General features: G+C 67.1%; 10 protein-coding genes. 7 read left to right on the top strand and 3 right to left on the bottom strand.

The genetic code is table 11. The annotated features are described in order from the left end of the window. Positions 1–127: 127 nt before the first annotated feature. The 3 genes from K7787_RS00400 (at position 128) to K7787_RS00390 (ending at position 5,398) form a co-directional block, all read left to right on the top strand. Positions 128–2,179: an APC family permease gene (locus K7787_RS00400; protein ID WP_223000059.1), complete on the top strand. Its 2,052-nt coding sequence runs from the start codon at positions 128–130 to the stop codon at positions 2,177–2,179. A gap of 229 nt (positions 2,180–2,408) precedes the next feature. After that, on the top strand, positions 2,409–3,764 hold the full coding sequence (locus K7787_RS00395; RefSeq protein ID WP_223000058.1) for a class I SAM-dependent RNA methyltransferase: 1,356 nt from the start codon (positions 2,409–2,411) through the stop codon (positions 3,762–3,764). A 440-nt stretch (positions 3,765–4,204) separates the two neighbouring features. Then, complete coding sequence (locus K7787_RS00390) at positions 4,205–5,398, top strand: hypothetical protein (RefSeq protein ID WP_247720387.1); 1,194 nt, start codon at positions 4,205–4,207, stop codon at positions 5,396–5,398. Positions 5,399–6,491: 1,093 nt separating this feature from the next. On the opposite strand, the gene K7787_RS00385 is transcribed toward K7787_RS00390, so the two are convergent. Next, positions 6,492–8,819, bottom strand: coding sequence for a CRISPR-associated endonuclease Cas3'' (locus tag K7787_RS00385; protein ID WP_223000057.1), 2,328 nt, complete (start codon positions 8,817–8,819; stop codon positions 6,492–6,494). A 155-nt stretch (positions 8,820–8,974) separates the two neighbouring features. Here K7787_RS00385 and cas5c point away from each other — a divergent pair, with 155 nt between their 5' ends. The 4 genes from cas5c to K7787_RS00365 all read left to right on the top strand — a co-directional run bounded on the left by cas5c (position 8,975) and on the right by K7787_RS00365 (position 13,311). Continuing rightward, the gene (gene cas5c, locus K7787_RS00380; RefSeq protein ID WP_223000056.1) at positions 8,975–9,748 is read left to right on the top strand and encodes a type I-C CRISPR-associated protein Cas5c; all 774 of its coding nucleotides are present in this window, start codon (positions 8,975–8,977) and stop codon (positions 9,746–9,748) included. Position 9,749: 1 nt separating this feature from the next. Then, positions 9,750–11,582, top strand: coding sequence for a type I-C CRISPR-associated protein Cas8c/Csd1 (gene cas8c / locus K7787_RS00375; RefSeq protein WP_223000055.1), 1,833 nt, complete (start codon positions 9,750–9,752; stop codon positions 11,580–11,582). 60 nt (positions 11,583–11,642) lie between these two features. Further along, the gene (gene cas7c / locus K7787_RS00370; protein ID WP_223000054.1) at positions 11,643–12,512 is read left to right on the top strand and encodes a type I-C CRISPR-associated protein Cas7/Csd2; all 870 of its coding nucleotides are present in this window, start codon (positions 11,643–11,645) and stop codon (positions 12,510–12,512) included. Positions 12,513–13,131: 619 nt separating this feature from the next. Further along, positions 13,132–13,311, top strand: coding sequence for a hypothetical protein (locus tag K7787_RS00365; RefSeq protein WP_223000053.1), 180 nt, complete (start codon positions 13,132–13,134; stop codon positions 13,309–13,311). Between the two features lie 3,168 nt (positions 13,312–16,479). Here the strand turns inward: K7787_RS00365 and K7787_RS00360 are convergent. Together K7787_RS00360 and K7787_RS00355 are read right to left on the bottom strand one after the other, a co-directional pair. Further along, the gene (locus K7787_RS00360) at positions 16,480–17,964 is read right to left on the bottom strand and encodes an SAVED domain-containing protein (RefSeq protein WP_223000052.1); all 1,485 of its coding nucleotides are present in this window, start codon (positions 17,962–17,964) and stop codon (positions 16,480–16,482) included. Then, complete coding sequence (locus tag K7787_RS00355) at positions 17,964–18,884, bottom strand: AAA family ATPase (protein WP_223000051.1); 921 nt, start codon at positions 18,882–18,884, stop codon at positions 17,964–17,966. The genes K7787_RS00360 and K7787_RS00355 overlap by 1 nt, the downstream gene beginning before the upstream one ends. Positions 18,885–18,904 lie beyond the last annotated feature (20 nt).

Below are 18,904 nucleotides of genomic sequence, written 5' to 3'. Positions count from 1 at the left end.
CCATCTAGGCACGGCTCCCCCCTCACCTGCGGAATCCGTCGCCCCGGCCGCCGCCGATTTCACTCGTGAGGCAGATCTCGGGTGGCAGGTGGGCGAGCCTCAGTTCGAAGCCCTACGATCCTCTGTTGTGTCCAAACTGACCGACGTGCCCAAACGGATTCTGATCGGGCGCGCACTGCGCAGCGACCGGCTGGGGGAGACCCTTCTGCCGAAGCGCATCGCACTACCCGTCTTCGCCTCCGACCCGTTGTCCTCCGTGGCGTACGCGCCCGGCGAGGTCCTGCTGGTGCTGTCCATCGCGGGCGTGTCGGCGTACCACTTCAGCCCGTGGATCGCGGTGGCGGTCGTGGTGCTGATGTTCACCGTGGTCGCCTCCTACCGGCAGAACGTGCACGCCTACCCGAGCGGCGGCGGCGACTACGAGGTCGCGACCACCAACCTCGGCCCCAAGGCGGGTCTCACGGTCGCGAGCGCGCTGCTCGTCGACTACGTCATGACCGTGGCCGTGTCGATCTCCTCCGGCATCGAGAACCTCGGCTCGGCCGTGCCGTTCGTCGTCGAGCACAAGGTGCTGTGCGCGGTCGCCGTGATCGTGCTGCTGACGCTGATGAACCTGCGCGGGGTGCGCGAGTCGGGCACGCTGTTCGCGATCCCGACGTACGTGTTCGTGGCCGGCGTCTTCATCATGATCGTGTGGGGCGCGTTCCGCGGCCTGGTCCTCGACGACACCATGCGCGCGCCGACCGCCGACTTCCACATCAAGGCCGAGCACCAGGGACTGGCCGGCTTCGCGCTGGTCTTCCTGCTGCTGCGCGCCTTCTCCTCCGGTTGTGCGGCGCTCACCGGCGTGGAGGCGATCTCCAACGGCGTCCCGGCCTTCCGCAAGCCCAAGGCCAAGAACGCCGCGACCACGCTGGCGATGATGGGCCTGCTGGCCGTGACGATGTTCTGCGGCATCATCGGCCTCGCCATGACGACGAAGGTCCACATGGCCGAGAACCCGGCCACCGACCTGCTCCGCCAGGGCGTCCCGCTCGGCTCCGGCTACGTCCAGAACCCGGTGATCTCCCAGGTCGCCGAGGCCGTCTTCGGCAAGGGCAGCTTCCTGTTCGTGGTCCTCGCGGCGGCCACGGCGCTGGTCCTGTTCCTCGCGGCGAACACGGCGTACAACGGCTTCCCGCTGCTCGGCTCGATCCTCGCCCAGGACCGCTACCTGCCGCGCCAGCTGCACACCCGCGGCGACCGCCTCGCCTTCTCCAACGGCATCGTCCTGCTGGCGGGCGCGGCGACCCTGCTGACCGTGCTGTACGGTGCGGACTCCACGCGGCTGATCCAGCTGTACATCGTCGGCGTGTTCGTGTCCTTCACGCTCAGCCAGATCGGCATGGTCCGGCACTGGAACCGCCACCTGGCCACCGAGCGCGACGAGACCAAGCGGCGGCACATGATCCGCTCGCGCGCCATCAACGCCTTCGGCGCCTTCCTCACCGGCCTGGTGCTGGTCGTCGTGCTGCTGACCAAGTTCACCCACGGCGCGTGGGTGGCCCTGCTCGGCATGTGCATCTTCTTCGCGACGATGACGGCGATCCGCAAGCACTACGACCGCGTCTCGGAGGAGATCGCCGCCCCCGAGGGCCCCAGCGACGACATGGTCCGCCCCTCGCGCGTGCACTCCGTCGTCCTCATCTCCAAGATCCACCGCCCCACGCTGCGCGCGCTGGCCTACGCCAAGCTGATGCGCTCGGACACCCTGGAGGCGCTCACCGTCAACGTCGACCCGGCGGAGACGAAGGCGCTGCGCGAGGAGTGGGAGCGGCGCGGCATCGACGTGCCGCTCAAGGTGCTCGACTCGCCCTACCGCGAGGTCACCCGCCCGGTGATCGAGTACGTCAAGGGGCTGCGCAACGAGTCCCCGCGCGACGCGGTCTCCGTGATCATCCCGGAGTACGTCGTCGGCCACTGGTACGAGCACCTGCTGCACAACCAGAGCGCGCTGCGGCTGAAGGGCCGGCTGCTGTTCACGCCGGGCGTCATGGTGACCTCGGTGCCCTACCAGCTCGCCTCCTCCGAGGCGGCGAAGCTGCGGGCCCGCAGGCGCCAGGACTGGAGCGCGCCGGGCGCGGTGCGGCGGGGGCCGGCCCAGGACCGGCCGAAGGAGTCGCCGACGGCGAAGGGCTGAGGTCCGCGGCGGGGGCGGCCCGGAGAGCGTTCCGGGCCCAAGGCCTGCGGACCGTCCGCGCCGACCGGCTGGCGGGCCGATCGGTGGACCGGCTGGCGGGCCGATCGGTGGACCGGCTGGTGGACTGGCCGGTGGACCCGCCTCGTGGTGAACGGCCGGACGACACCCACGTAGACTGGTGGGCTGTTGTCCGGCCGTTTCCCGCTTTCCGATCTGGAGTCACCCCACCATGCAGGCAGAACCGAAGAAGACGCAGGTGGGGCCGGAGACGGACACGCTGGTGGGGCAGGAGTACGAGGTCGAGATCGGCCCCGTCGCCCACGGCGGCCACTGCATCGCCCGCACCGACGAGGGCCAGGTGCTGTTCGTGCGGCACGCGCTGCCCGGCGAGCGGGTCGTGGCGCGGGTCACCGAGGGCGAGGAAGGGGCGCGCTTCCTGCGCGCGGACGCGGTACGGATCCTGGAGGCGTCCAAGGACCGTATCGAGGCCCCGTGCCCCTACGCCGGCCCCGGCCGGTGCGGCGGCTGCGACTGGCAGCACGCGAAGCCGGGCGCGCAGCGGCGGCTCAAGGGCGAGGTGATCGCCGAGCAGCTGAAGCGGCTGGCGGGCCTGACGCCCGAGGAGGCCGGCTGGGACGGCACGGTGATGCCGGCCGAGGGCGACAAGCTGCCCGCGGGCGAGGTCCCGCAGTGGCGCACGCGCGTGCAGTACGCGATCGACCCGGCCACCGGCCACGCCGGCCTGCGCCGCCACCGCTCGCACGAGGTGGAGCCGATCGAGCACTGCATGATCGCGGCGGAGGGCGTCAGCGAACTCGGCGTCGAGCAGCGCGACTGGACGGGCATGGAGTCCGTCGAGGCGATCGCGGCCACCGGCTCGCAGGACCGCCAGGTGATCCTCACCCCGCGCCCCGGCGCCCGCCTCCCGCTGGTCGAACTCGACAAGCCGGTCTCGGTCCTCCGGGTCGACGAGAAGACCGGCGGCGTCCACCGCGTCCACGGCCGCCCCTTCGTCCGCGAGCGCGCGGACGGCCGCACCCACCGGGTGGGCGCCGGCGGTTTCTGGCAGGTCCACCCGAAGGCGGCGGACACCCTGGTCAAGGCGGTCATGCAGGGCCTGCTGCCGCGCAAGGGCGACATGGCGCTCGACCTGTACTGCGGCGTGGGTTTGTTCGCGGGCGCCCTGGCCGACCGGATCGGCGAGAAGGGGGCCGTCCTCGGCATCGAGTCCGGCAAGCGCGCCGTGCAGGACGCCCGGCACAACCTCGCCGACTTCCCGCGCGTGCGGATCGAGCAGGGCAAGGTCGAGTCGATCCTGCCGCGCACCGGCATCACCGAGGTCGACCTGATCGTCCTCGACCCGCCCCGCGCCGGCGCCGGCCGCCAGACGGTCGCCCACCTCACCTCCCTCGCCGCCCGCCGCATCGCCTACGTCGCCTGCGACCCGGCAGCCCTGGCCCGAGACCTGGCCTACTTCCGCGAGGGCGGCTACCGGGTACGCACCCTGCGGGCGTTCGACCTGTTCCCGATGACGCATCATGTGGAGTGCGTGGCGATTCTCGAACCGGCCGTAAAGGGCTCCTGACCTGCGGTTTTGTGTGTGCGCATTATGTGCGTTGTGGGCGTTACGGGCGATATCTTGACGCTGAAATGACGCTCGTGACGCTCATTTGACGCTCGTTCTGATGGGGTGTCAGGCGGTGTCGGCAGGACAGATCCTGTCGAGATGGCGAGCATCGATGGGGCGCCGAGGGCAGGCGACGCCGAGCGCAGACCTACTGAGTCATGCTGATCAGATGTCCCGGAAGAGACATGGCGACCCTGTGACCTGCCACGCTGGCGAACTGTGCCCCGCTGACCTGCGCGAATGACCTTTCGGCTGTTTCACGCTCGTGCCGGTTGATGGGGCCGGAAGTCCCAGAAAAGTCCCAGAGGGCTCCCACTGCTGATGCACGACCTTTCGGCTCTATACGGCAGCACGGACTCCTCGAACGCCCCGTTGTCGATGAGGATGCTGGCACCTGGATGGCGAGCGACTGGCGCTCGGCCGATGCTTTGCGGGATCGTGGGCTCCTGATGATCGACGACGACTCTGCGGTTGCAGGCGGCAGTGAGCCGGCGGAGCCTGCCAAGCCTCGGAGGCCCTACAGCGAGCGGCCCGTCGCGCGGGCCCGGCGGGCGAAGGCCCAGGAGCTGATCGACCGGCTCGTCGCCGAGGGGCGCGTCCGGATCACTGATCCCGATGGCGACGAGGTCGCGGAGTGGCGGCGCGTCGTCAACTACGCGAAGCGGCACGGCCTGGAGCCAGCGGGCAAACGCATCGAGAAGGCCCCATACGGCGGACCTGGGCTGGAGTTGTTCCTCGCGGAGGGCCCGCATCCCAACGCGCGGAGTCAGAGACCCCAGGCGGGCGGGGGCCTGGTGCATGTCCCCGTGCGACTGGTGCACCCGCATCCGGTGGTGGCTGCGCTGAAAGACGACGAAAGTCGGCTGGTGATGCCGCATGCGCAGCGCCGTAGGTCGCTCTTGCTGCTGCAGGGTCTGGCGGCTGAGGCGGTACGGCGGGGGTACGAGGTGCGGAAAGCCGGGTCGTCCTTCTTCCCGCGTGAGGGCGGAGTGGACGTCGCTGTCGCCAGCTTCGCGTATACGATCACCGTCAGGCAAGAGTTCCCGGAGTCCGCGGATCCGGAGCGCTCCGCTCGTCTTGTCGTGGAGCTTGCCCATGGTCTGACCGGTCGGCCCGGTCGTTGGCGGGACCGGAAGAACTGGGCGCTTGAAGAAGCCCTGGGTGTGATCCTTGGAGAGATGGAGGCACGAGCGGTAGAGGACGCTCGGCGCCGGCAGGATGAGCAGCAGGCTAGGGCAGAACATGAAGCTCGCTGGCAAGCGGCCATGGAGGGGGCGAAGGAACAAGCTGTTCGCGAGCAACTCGCCCAGGTGCTTCGCGAAGAGGCCGGGCGCTGGCAGGAGGCCGCTGTCCTCCGTGAGTACTGCGTGGCATTGGAACGTCGTATCGGCGAGTTGGCCGGTGCTGTGGACGAGTCGGTACTGGACTCGGCCTGTCGCTGGTTGGAGTGGGCAAGGGGCCACGTGAGGTCGATGGACCCCTTGGACGGGCTTCCTGAGATGCCGCACACACGTGAACCCACGCCGGAGGAGCTCAAGCCGTACCTCAAGGGATGGAGCTCCTACGGACCGGAACGGCGTAACGGACGGTGATGGGATCGACCGGACGAAGGTGCGGCTGGGACGATGGCGGTGTCTGATCCGCGTATGGTCCGGATTCTTGGTCAGGAGTGGGCGCAGCTCGGAGGTGCGGAAGAGCACGCATCTGATGCGGGCCGGGCTCTGCGGACCCCCAGGAAGCGAAGAGACCGTCATGAAGTTGTCTACTGAGGTGCCTTGACCTGCGGCGATGGGGTCAGCATCATCCCTGATCTGCGCAGATGAACCTTTCGGCATCTTTTAGGAGCCGTCTTGCTTTGTGCGGCCGATCCTCCCCAGAGCCGCTCGTACTCCCCAGATTCTCCCCAGCGGAAGACCGCGACTGGGGATCTAGTAGCGTAATGCACAGGCTGGGAGGCGCCCCGTAGATATTGCGGAGGGTAGTCGAGACGATTGCTGGGCATCTGCGTGTGCGCGGCGCGGTCGCGATCAACAGTCACCCGGAGGGCGGCAGCCACGCGGGATGAAGGCTTCGTCGCCGGTGCCCAGTTCGGCGTTGCGATCCTCGGCCGCCCCGAAGGGCGACCGCCATGCCCCTCCGGCCGCGACGAGGAGTCGCGTCGAGCAGTTGCAATCTCCGGCCGCCTCTAAGGACGACCGCCATCCGAGGAGGATCTCTGCCGGAATCTCCAAGCCGGTGGCGTTGCGATCCTCGGCCACCCCGAAGGGCGACCGCCATCAACCCCCTGGCCGAGGCCCGCATCTCGCCGCTGGTGTTGCGATCCTCGGCCGCCTCGAAGGGCGACCGCCATCGGGCCCAGCGCTGCCACGCCTCGGTGGTCGCGGCGTTGCGATCCTCGGCCTTCCTGAAGGGCGCCAGTCATCCGGGAGCAGTTCCGAATTCGGCCTTCTTGACCATGTTGCGATCCTCGGCCGCCTCGGAAGGTGACCGCCACTTAGGGTCGAGCGCGATGCCGCGCCAACTCATCGAGTCGTTGCGATCCTAAGTTGCTCCGAAGGGTGATCACCATCCTGCTCTGCGGCCGATTGCTCCAGACCATCGAGCGATTGCGATCGTTGGACGCATGAGAAACGATCACAGCGCCGCAAGCGCATTGGTTGAGATGCTACTCGGTGGTCTGAATGGTCATGCAGGGGGTTCGATGCCTCGTTGGTAGTGGTAGGAGCCAACCCACTGTTGCAGGTCACCGGCGATTGCGATGGTGTGGCCGGTGTTGATCGCCAGTTCCAGTTCCCGTTTGGGAATGGATGCCATGTGTTCCTGCAGGACGCGGTAGGTCGCCGGCGTCGGCAGGCCGCAGCGGAGCTGGTCGACTGCCTTCTGGGCGGCCTGTCGGGCTTCTTCTTCGAGGTGGGGGCGGATGACGACTACGGCCACGGAGTGTTCGTTGTCGATCATCCGCATTCTGTGTGCGACCTCCGGGTAGTGCAGCTTTGCTCGCAGCGCTTCGATGACTTCTCCGGTGGCTCCGTTGGGGTCCTTGGAGTGTTGTCCTGCTTGGAGGCGGTAGCGGTGTTGGTAGTACGAGCGGAGGACGTCCAGATTGTCGGGATCGGCCAGCCCGTCGCCGAAGCGGCAGGAGGCTGCTGCGATGGCGCACGTGTTGTAGACCATCTCCGGTTTGAGGCCGTCCTGGGGGTCGAAGATGGTCATGATGCTGTCGTTCGCTGGGCGTTTGCCCTCGCGGTTGATTCGTCCGGCGGCCTGTTGTTCTGACTCTGGTGTTGATCTGGCGCGGTATCCGCGGGGGAAGTCGAGGTTGACGCCGGCTTCGATGAGAGAGGTCGACACGAGGAGGGTTTCCAGGCCCTTCTCCAGACGTTGTTTCGTCGCTTGGATGGTTTCTCGGCGGTGGCTGCCGGTCATGCGGGTCGATAGGTGCAAGATGCCTGGGTCTTCGTCGCGGTTCGTACCGAGCCAGATGCGATGGATCCGACTGGCGTCCTTGGTTCCGTTGACCACGACGAGGGCCTGGTCGTGCTCGGCCGCCTCGGCGGCGATGTTTGCGAGGGTCACGCCCGGGCCGGTCCGCCACTCGTACCTGACCCGGCGCAATTGTTCGAAGAGCGGTGTGGGGTCGGCGACGACGTCACGTTGTGGGAGGCCGGAGCGCCAGGGGTTCAGTGCAGCGAGTTCCGGCTGGGTCGCCGATGACAGCACGAGGGTCACGCCGTAGTGCTCCACGAGTTCCCGCAAGCCCGAGAGGATCGGGGTCAGGAGCCTGTCGGGGAGAGCCTGGACCTCGTCCAGGACGATCACGGAGTTGGCGAGCCGGTGGAGCCGGCGGGTGGCCCAGGGGGTGTTGCCGAAGATCGTTTCGATCAGGCGGACGGTGGTGGTGACGATGAAGGGGGCGTCCCAGTTCTCGGTCCCCAGTTTCGCCCACCGGTTCGGCTGACCACCCTTCTGGCCGTGGCGCACGTTCGTCGAGGGGGTGGCGGACTGCGGTGCTTCGACGTTCACGGCTGAATGGTGTTCCAGCACCACCGGCGGTCCTTGCTCCGGGTCCAAGAGACTTCGGTACTCCGCCGCGTTCTGCTCGGTGATCGAGATGAACGGAACGGCGACGATGACGCGCCGCAGTCCATGCAGGGAAGCGTGGCGGAGGGCGAAGCCCCCACCGGTGAACGTCTTTCCCGCGCCGGTCGGAAGGTGCAGCCGGTACACGCCCGGCTTGCCGGCGGCAGCTTCAAGTGCCTCCTGGTAGACGTTTTCGCGGAGCTTGTCCAGCCAGGAGGCTCCCCTAGAGCGCTGACGTTCGCCAATGGCCTCCTGTCGGCGGGCCTCGTACCGCTCCGACAGCTCATCCATCCCGACGTGCGGCCTGATGTGCGTGCCGGGCCTGAAGTGGGCGGCGGTATCGAGCCGGTCGGCATCGACCACGGCCGAGTAGGTCATGCGGACTAGCATCTCCACAGCGACCTTGTCACGGGGGTCGAGCCAGTCTGGGACGGCCGGGCATGAGCCGTCCAGGATTTCCGGCATGACCGCGGCGACGCGATGGATGGCTTCGTCCACCTCGCTGGAGTCGGCCATCAAGGCTTTCAGCCGGAGCCGGACTTCCAACCACGCGGACAGACCAGTGTGGTGTCCCTCGATCACACCGGCACAGGGCAGCAGAACGGGGACCTGCTCGGCCGCCCGACCGAACAGGAAGGTCCCGGCGTCGTTGTGCGAGGGCCGTCTGACCTTGCGGCCGGTGGTGGCTTCCTCGATCAACCCCTCCTGCCACGCACAGGCTCCTTTGCCCGTGTCGTGGTCGCGTCCGAGCCGGTAGGCGAGGTCCCCGCCGCCCCATGGCTCTGCGAACCGACAGGCCAGCTCGCCCGTACCGCGTGCGTGGTCTTCATACCAGTGCCAATTTCCTAGATGGCCGGGCGAGTGAGCCACGAGCCTGCCCTCATGGACCGGCATTGAGCCGCCTAACGCATCAAGTTCCTTGCTGACAAGCATATTTGACTTTCCATCGGTTATGCGCTGAGATCCGACCAGATCGCCGCATACCCCTCGAATCGCACAGTGCAGACCTCGGGGCCGTGCGACGTAAGGAAGCTAGCCGTAGGCACTGACAACGGCCTGCGCCAGCAGGCAAGGAAGGGAACACGTGCATGATTGCTTCACGCCCCCGAAGGCACCGCGAGGAGAGGGCTGAACGGCCACTTCATGTCCAGGTGGAGGCATGGGGACCGCTGGCTTGCTTCACTCGTCCGGAACTCAAAGTCGAACGTGTTTCCTATCCGACCATGACCCCTTCTGCGGCGAGGGGACTGCTGGAGGCCATCTTCTGGAAGCCGGAGATGACCTACCGGGTCGAGCGGATCGAACAGCTCAAGCCGGTGAGGTGGACCCGCTTCCGGCGCAACGAGGTCAACAACTCGATCATCACCAAGAACGCCTACGAAAGCCTGCGGGCCAACAACGGCTATTACTACGACGTCGCCGAAGACCGCGGCCAGCGGGTCACCGTCGCCTTGAGCGACGTCGCCTACCGCATTCACGCGACGATCCGCGCCACCGACCGATGTGCCGCACCCCTGCCGAAGTACCGCGATCAGTTCGACCGTCGAGTCGCACGCGGCGCCTGCTACGAGCAGCCCCATTTCGGCTGCCGCGAGTTCGCAGCCTTCTTCGGGCCCCGCGGATCGGTGGAGGAGGCCGGCGTGGTCACGGCCGCCGATCAGGCGAGCATTCCGCCCATCGACGAGCTCGGGCTGATGCTCCACCACATTGAGTACCTTCCGAAGGGCAAGGAGCGCTACCACTGGTTCCAGGCCAGCCTCGAGCACGGTGTTCTCCACGTGCCCGACCGCCCGCTCGCCCCTGCCGAGGTCAGTGGTATGCCCGGCGCCGAGGGACGTGCCTCCGTGGAGGGGGTGGTCTGAAGTGCTGTTGCAGAGTCTCGTCCGGCAAGCCGACAGCCGCCAGGGCGACACCCCCGAGTATTACCTCGCGCGCCGGGTCATGTGGCAGATCGACCTGTCCAGCACGGGGACGGGGAGAGCCGAGCCGCTGGTCATCGACCTCCGTCAGGAACAGCGGAGGATCACCGCCCCGTACACCGGACGCTCCGGGTCCAAGCCAGTACCGATCCTGTTTGCCGACACCGCGCAGTTCGCGCTTGCCCATCCCGGCCTGGTCAAAGGGCCGGACGGGGAGAAGGTCCTCCCGGTCAACTCTGCCGACGTCGCCAAGGCGAGGACCCGGCACGCCGCCTACCGTGCGCTGGTTATTTCCTGGTGCAACGACCACCCCCGCCTTCCCCAGGCGCAGGCGGTGGCCGCATGGCTGAGGAGCCACGCTCCGACCGCCTGGCCGCTGGAGATGGACAAGGACCACCTCGTCGCCATCAGCGTGGACGGCGAGTGGGTCCACGATCTGCCGGAAGCCAGGCGTTGGTGGGCCGACAAGGTCAAGAAGGCGAAGAGCGGGAAGACGGGCAAGGCGAACAGGGGACTCTGCCTCGTGTGCGGACACGTCATGCCCTTGCTGTCCACGCTCCCGGTTCCCATCAAGGGCATCCCCAACTCCGGAATGAACACCCAGCTGGTCTGCCTCAACCAGCCCGCCCACTTCCGGGCCGGCACAAAGCAGCTCGGTGCCACCCCCATCTGCGTCGACTGCGGCACCAAGTCCGCCACCGCCCTGAATACACTGCTCGCCGACCCCGAACACCGCGCCTTCGCCGACGACTCCGCCATCGTCTGGTGGACCCGCGACCCCGACACCGACACGTCCATGTGGACCCTGCGCGACCCCCAGCCCGAGGAGGTAGCCCAGCTCGTCGCCGGAGTCCGCCACCCCCAGCGGGGACGAGACGCCCTGGCAGTCCTCGACGAGGACGCCTTCCACGCCCTCACCCTGCGGGTGAACACCAACAGGGTCATCGTCGCCGACTGGATCACCATCCCCGTCCCCGAACTGAAACGGAGACTCGGAACCTGGTTCGCCGACCAACAGACCTGGGACGGGTGGAACAACACCTACACCTACTGGTCGGTCTGGCGACTCGCCCTCGCCTGCGCCCGCTGGGACAAGCGCAAGAACAAGTACGTCGACACCACCGTCCCCAAACACCTGCAGGCCGATCTCACCAAAGCCGCGCTCCACGGCGCCGCACCACCGGCCCACCTCCTGCCGGTCCTCCTGCAGCGCATCCGCGCCGACCACCGCCTCGACCGACCCCGCATCGCCCTGCTTCGCCTCGCCCTGATCCGTACGACAACTCGCCACAAGGAGCTTTGTGTGCCCCAGCTGAACTCGCAGTCGACCGAGCCCGGCTACGTATGCGGACGGATCATGGCCATGCTCGAAGCGATCCAGCGCAAGGCCATGCCCAAGGTCAACACCACCATCACCGACAAGTACCTGAGCACCGCAGTCGTCTCCCCCCGAGCCGTCCTCACCCGCCTTCGCATCGGAGCACGACCGCACCTGCGCACCATTGCCCGCACAAGTGGACCCGCGGCCAAGGCCATGGACAGCAGACTGCGGGACGCCTTCGACCTGCTCGACACCATCCCCGCCCACCTGAGCACCGAACAACAGGCCCTGTTCATCCTCGGCTACGACCACCAGCGAGCCCACTCCGCACGCGCGGCGGCAGAAGCCATCAAGGCACGGGAAGCTGGCAAGGAACTCGCCGGCGAACAGCAAGCGGACGCCCTCCCCGAAGCCTCAGCCGAGGACACGGAGTCCTCGGACAACACCCTCTGGTAACACCCCGCCTCCGCCAGCTCACGACAGCGCCACAGTCCCGGAAGGACACCGATCACAACCATGACCGACGCGCACATGGACCCCACCCGCAAGCACGACTACGTCTTCCTTATCGACGTCAAGGACGGCAACCCCAACGGTGACCCCGACGCCGACGGCATGCCCCGGACCGACCCCATCACCGGCCAGGGCCTCATCACCGACGTCGCCCTCAAGCGCAAGATCCGCAACACCATCACTCTCGTCCACCAGGGCAAACCCGGCTTCGAGATGTACGTCGAACAGGGCGTCGCCCTGAACCCGCAGATTCAGCGTGCCTACATCGAAGGGGGCGCCAAGGAGGGCCAGACCGCCACCGCGCAGGAGTGGATGATCCGCAACTTCTACGATGTGCGCCTGTTCGGAGCCGTCATGTCCGTAGGTGACCAGAAGAAGCACGCGGGAAGGGCTCGCGGGCCCATGCAGGTCACTTTCTCCCGCTCCATTGACCCCATCACCCCGCTTGAGGCCGGCATCACCCGTGTCGCCCCGAACAAGCCCGAAGACCTGGCCAAGGGCAAGGTTACCGAGATGGGCAACAAGCGCTACGTCCCTTACGGGCTCTACCGCGGCCACGGCTTCTACTCCGGAGCCCTCGGCGCCAAGGCTGGAGTCACTCCGGAAGATCTCGCCGCCTACTGGCAGGCCCTGACCATGATGTTCGACCACGACCGGGCGTCCTCCCGCGGCGAAATGGCCATCCGCGGCCTGTACGTCTTCTCCCACGACGACGCCTACGGACGAGCCCCCGCCCACAAGCTCTTCGACCTCATCCGCATCAAACCCCTCGGCCACAGCGAGGCACGATCCTGGCACGACTACACCGACCGCATCACCATCGACGAAGACAAGGTTCCCGCCGGGGTGACCCTGAGCCGGCTCATCGACTGAACTTGCTCTCTGGGCGGCCTAGGATCGCAACGCTGATTGGCTCATGGGACTTCCCGTGGGATGGGTCACTGGCGGTCGCCCCTTTAAAGGCGACCGAGGGTCGCAACGCCGTCAAGAAGACCGAACTCGGCGTTAAGCCCGGTCTGGAGGTCGGTCTCCAGGGCCGGAACATGCTGCAGTACGAGATGGCAATGCCGTTTCAAAGTCCCTTGCGGGCCCTCCGGGGGTGACCGAGGATCGAAACGTGTCTGAACTCTGGGCTGCTCAGCTCCCGCCCGACTTGCGGTCGCCCTCCGGATGTGGACGCAAGTCCCATCCGCAGGCCGCGGATCGCAATCAAACGATCGAACGCAAAGTGCTGGAGCCGCTCCACGAGCAGCGGTCGCTACCCCAGGGCGCAGGGGATCACAACTAACGTGCCACGTAAGCGATGGATATGTGCATGGATGTGGCGGTCGCTTTCCAGGGCGGCCGAGGGTCGCAACACCATGACCACGCGTATTGACGCGCTGATGACAGAACCTGGAGGTCGCCCTCTGGGGCGGCCGAAGAACGCAACACCGACGTGTACGGCTTCCATCCCAGCTTCTCGACGGCAAGGTGACGGTCGCCCTACGGGGTGGCTAAGGATCGCAACCTGCTCATGGTCGCCGGCAACTACAAGGCGGCGATATGGCGGTCGTCCTTCAAGGCGGCCAAGGATCGCAACCTCGTCGCACCAGCCACCTGGGGCCAGGGCGTCGACATGGCGGTCGCTGGAGCGGCCGAGGATCACAACGACGGATCATGCTCCGGTTAGCTGCCTGACGGCAGGATGATGGTCGTTCTTCTGGGCGGCCGAGGATCGCAATGTCTCCAGGTCCCACGCCCACGCCCGCATCTTGGGCGTGGCGGTCGCCCTTAAGGGCAACCGAGGATCGCAACGTGATGTTGTCGACGACGCACAGGCGCGGTATGCACCGTGGCGCTCCCCCTCTGGGACGAGCGAGGATCGCAACGCCGTGTTATGGGGGAAGGGTGCCAACGGCAAGATCGTGGCGGTCGCCCCTCCGGAGCGACCGCGGATCACAACAGCAGCCGGTCTTGACGACGGGGGCCCCGCGGATCCGGCGGTCGCCCTTCGGGGCGGCCGAGGATCGCAACTGCGTCCCCGACCGACCGGCGATCATCACGACCTCGCATGATTGGACGCCCTCCGGGGTGGCTGAGGATCACAATCAAGTAGACGGCTGCTCGGTGCCCTGGTCCGAGTTCGGCGGTCACACTCCGGGTGAGCGAGGATGGCAACAGCCCGCACCAGCGCCGCCAGAGGTTGTCGGTGTTGTGGCGGTCGCCCTCCGGGACGACCGAGATTCGCAATGCCGAAGAATGCATCGCGCTCGTGAACCGGAGCGTGGACTGGCGGCCCCCGAGGCGGCCGAGAATCGTAGCGCCCCCTTTCCTCAAAGCACCCCGAAAAACTGCTCAGCCGGCAGCCACCTCTTCGAGGTGGCCGAGGATCGCAACCGCGTCTGATCACGCGACACCACCGCGATCTGCACCCATGGCAGTCGCCCTCCGGGACGACCGAGGATCGTAACAGCCGATGCCTCGCTCTATCCGGTTCGTCGTTGCCTGGCGGGCCGAGAATCGCAATGACGGTAGCCGCACAGTCGCTGGCATCGTCACCGTGGGATGGCGGTCACCCCCTCTGGGGTGGCCGAGGATCGCAACGGATCAGTCGGGATCACGTACTCCGGATACTGGGCCACGGGCCGGCCTCCAAGGCGACCAAGGATCGCAACCGGAAGGGTTGTGTCTTTGACGAGATGATTTCTAGCCTCGCGGTCGCTCTTTGGGTGACCGAGGATCATAACGCTGAGTTCGGCCACTGTCACACCTTGGTGGAGTACCGGCGGTCGCCCTCCGAGGGGGCCGAGGACTACAACACCGCGAGGACGAGCGGGTGAGGCTCGGACCGCGTCGCTGGCGGTCGCCCTCCAGGGCGGACCGAGGATCACAACATCGAAATCACCAGGTAAGCCGCGCCAGGAAGGTTCTGTCTTGAGCGGTCGCCCAGGGCGTCCGAGGATAGCAACGTCAACAGCGCGTGGGGCCAGGAGGCCATCGCCAACAGGGTGGTCGTCCTTCGGGACGGCTGAGGATCGCAACGGTCCCCTCGCCCGCCACATCCACCACACCAGCGGCGGTCGCGGTCACCCTGTGGGGTGGCCGGGGGTCACAACCCCGCCTACGAGGACACCACGGCCGCGCTGCGGTCGGATGACGGTCGCCCTGCGGGGCGGCCGAGGATCGCAACTTCGACGGCTCCAAGTCCGATTACACCACCGGCTTGGTCTGGCGGTCGCTCTCCGGAGCAGCCGAGGGTCGCAGTTGGAAGCCTCCGCTGCAGTCGGCCGTGGCGGTCGACCTGTGGGTCGGCCAAGGAGCGCAACCACAGGCCCCGTGCCGGAATGCCGAGCTGCTCACGCATGGCGGGTGCCCTTGGGGGCGAAACTGAGGACCGCAATATCGAAGACCTTTTCGACGAGAGCATGTGGAGCCGCATGGCAGTTGCCCTTCGGTCGGCCGAGGATCGCAACGGCACCACCAACCCTGAGAACCCGGACCACTGGCTAAGGGCGGTCGTTCTCTGTGATAGCCGAGGATCGCACGACACATGCCCCAACGTGCGGCACCATAACGCAAGGGTGACAGCCGTCCTTCGGGATTGCCGAGGATCACAACGAAAACGGCTACTTCGGTCTGCCAATCCGCACCACCGTCGTGGTGGTCCTAAGGGATGGCCGAGGATCGCAACGGCCGTATATTCGGCCAGTACGCGGCTGTGAGTGAGGGCGGTCAGTTCTCCTGGGCGACCGAGAATCGCAACATACGCCTCACGGAAGGGGCGGCGTCGGCACCAAGTCGCGCTCGTTTTCCACGACGGGCGGGGATCGCAACACCGAGGCCATCAAGTCTCGCGTCATCTACGACATCAAGGGGCAGTCCTCCAGGGGGCCGTAACGGGGTGGGCGGTGGCGGGATCACCGGCAGCTGATCGACGTGATCGCGTTCAAGTACCGCACCGGCACGCCATGGATGGACCTGCCCGAGTAGGGCGCCGACCACCGGCTGCAGAAGTGGGCCGCCGACGGCACCTGGGAGAAGGTCTTGACGGTCGCCCTCCGGAGCGGCCAAGGGGCGCAACCGGAGCGCTGCGGATTCTCCCGACATAGGGGTGTAAGCGGTCGCTTTTCGCAGCGACCGAGGGTCGAAACGAGGTCGCCGTGAACGTCTCGCGTCAGAACGGCAAGCAGGGGTCGTCCTCCCGGGCGGCCGAGGATCGCAACGTGTAGGTCCGGGTGCCGGTCAGGACCATGGTGCCGTGGCCGGTCTTCATCCCGGGGCGGCTGAGGATCGCTGCGACCCATTCATGCCGAGCAGCACCGCCAACTACGCGAGTGTCGGCCGTTATTGGACGGTCGAGGGTCGCAACGAACGCATGATTCGCGGCAAGTACGTAGGTTGTGTCGCGGCGATGGTTCTCCAGGGCGGCTGGGGATCGCAACTGATAGATGCCGGACTGGTTTCCCTCCACAATATTGCGGGGCCCTCAGAGCCGGCACGGGTCGAAACGACCGACTCGACGACCACATACATGACTTCAACGTACGTGGCTGTCGCCTTCAGGGGGACCGAGGGTTGCGACGTGGGCCTCTTCACCGCCGTACGGGCGCCCTCGCCGTGTGGCGGTCTTCCTGCGGCGGCGATTGCCCATCTCTTGGGGCGAGCGCTTAGAAGGCACTGGGTGGGTGGGGGAGTGGGGTGGCTCTGACCTGCGCGAACGCACTTGGGTGTCGGTCGTTTCCGAAAACTTCGCGCGTTTTCGGGACGACGAGGGGTTGGTGGCGGCAGTGGCCGCGGGTCGGTATCACGGCCGCCGCATGCCCGCCCTACGGTGCTGCATCGCCGTTTACAGGGCCCACTACGCCTCGATAGTGAATGCCGCTTCGTATCCGTCGTCGATCTTGATGTCCTCGTACACGATGGTCTGGCATAGGCGATTCCACCGGTTGCCTAGCAGAACAGCAAGCCCCATGGGGCAGGCGAGGAAGAGGTGCATTCGGCGGACTCGGCGGGTGGAGCGGCGTAGGTGGTCGCGGATGCCGACGGCCAGGGCGTTGGCGGCGGTGCTGTCGGGGACGGAGCCGTCGTTTGCTGTGCCGCTCGGCGGGGTGAGGACGATGAGCTTGCTGACGGGGAGGTTCTGCTCGCGCAGGTACTCCAAAACGTCCTCAGTGGGGTCCGTCGCGACGGCGATGGCGACAGCGATCTCGTCGCCTTGGCCGATCTCGTACTCAGTGACTCCGGGGGTCTGGGCAGCGATGAACGGGTCGTTGGTGGACCAGAGCTGGCTGCCAGCCCTCCCGCGCTGCAATGCCGCGAGGTCGGTGCCGGTGACCATGCGGAAGGTGGTGCCCACCAGGAAGGCCGGCGCGAGACGGATGCTGCCCGTGACGGAGACGGCGGTTGTTCCAGCGGGCAGGCGTCCCGGCGCGGCCTCGATGTCTGCCTGCAGCTGGGCCCAGGTGTGCGGCGGCAGAGGGCGACGCTTGGTGTAGTCGGAGTCACCGTCGAAGCGATCGATCCAGTCGATGGCATGGTCGGCGTCCGATGCCAGCGGGTCCGGCTTGAGAGTGGCAATCGACAGGACGGCCCGGGCGGGGCCAGCCTTCAGGTCAAGCTCGGTGACGGCAGCCTCGATCATCGCCATCGTGAGCTCTCGGCGGCCCTCGCGGACCATCCTGGCGACCCAGTCGGCCCCCTCTTCAAGCGCACGCTGGTCGTGGCGAAGCCCTGTGACGGCCATAAGGAGCCGGAGGTTCTCCTGGTACCAGACCATGTCCAGAGGCAGGTCGAAGCGCAGTACCGACAGGAGGTCGATGAGCTCGGCCTCGGTCACCCCGGCCTCCTGCGCCCACCGGGCACGGGCCTTACCTCGAAGCGAATTGGATCCGCCGACGGCCGCCTTGGGCATAAGGAGGCCGGTGCGGGCGTCGCGGCCCGCCATCAGGTCGTCTTCGGGGTCTGCCGCCCGGTTGGTGACCAGGCGCAGGTCGGCACTACCGTCGTCCGCGGTCAACCCCTTCCACGTCCTGGCGATCTTCTTGAGGATCGATGGACCGCCCTTGGCGCTGGGCTTGGTCAAGTACCCCTCGTTGACCGGCGTGGCGCTGTCAACCGCGTACTTGACCTGTTTGTAGGTGTTCGGAGGAGCATCACGCAGAAGGACGACATCATCGAGGTTGCCCACGCCGTCGAGTTCGACGCCGACTGTGCGCACGGGGTTGTGCGAGCGAGTGGCGTTCTCGCGCAGGAGCGTCAGGCAGCCCTCCCAGGCGACGAGCCACTGGTAGTAGTCGCCGGTCGTGCGCACGCTGGTAGGGCCAGCGGCGGGGAGATGGGCCATCAGCGCTCCTCGGTGAAGACGGGGGTCGGCTCCAGCTCCTCGGCGAGGGCGAGGAGATCGTCGTCGGTGACCGGCCGGTCGGGGAAGGCACGGAAGACGGCAGCCGGCACCAGGCGCTGGGTGAGGTCGGAGAAGGTGTAGCCGGGGCGGCCGCCGGTGGGGCCGGTGAGCTCGACGACCTTGCGGATGGTCTCCGGCCGGATGCCGAGCCCGTCGAGTGCCTGGGCGAGGACCGCGTAGCGCTGCTCGTCGCCGGGGCGAGTGAAGGTGAAGGTGGCAGCGGCACGGCGCATGATAGCCGGGTCGAGGGCGCCGACTCGGTTGGTGCACAGCACGACGACGATCGGGAGCCTGGCACCGGCCAGGCTGTCGATGCCGGCCAGGAACGCGTCGACGCCGGCCCGGTCCTCATGGTGCATCTGCTGGGCTTCACGGGACTGTACGAGAGCGTCGGCTTCGTCGACGACGAGGATCTGAACCGCGCGGGCTCCATCAGTGCCGGACATACGCTTGCCCGCCGTATGCATGTGGGTGAAGGCGTCGCCGATGAGCGAGGTCATCTCGCCGACCAGTCCGCTGCCGCGGGTGGCGAGCTTGAGTCGGTACAGGTAGACGGGTAGGTCGAGGAAGTCAGCGAGGTCGCAGCCGAAGGACTCGGCCAGCGCAGACTTGCCGGAGCCGACGTCGCCGGCGAATACGAACAGCGGTGCCCGGTCGGCGAATAGGGCGAGTGCGGCGACATCGCCGTCGTGATGGGTGGCGGCCCATGCCTGGAGTCGGCGCGGATCCGCGAGGAGGGCGGCTTCCTTCCGCAGGCGCAGCTTCGTATCGTTCAGGCCGACCAGGCGGTCGTAGCGGGCGCGGCGGGTGGGTTCGGGCAGTTCGATGACGGGGTGGAACAGGTCGTCCTGGTTGGTCACGTTCTCGGTCCTCCTGCTGG

The sequence above is a fragment of the Streptomyces sennicomposti genome (genome assembly GCF_019890635.1).
GTDB classification, from domain to species: Bacteria; Actinomycetota; Actinomycetes; order Streptomycetales; family Streptomycetaceae; genus Streptomyces; species Streptomyces sennicomposti.
This window is presented reverse-complemented; position numbering and strand designations above follow the sequence as displayed.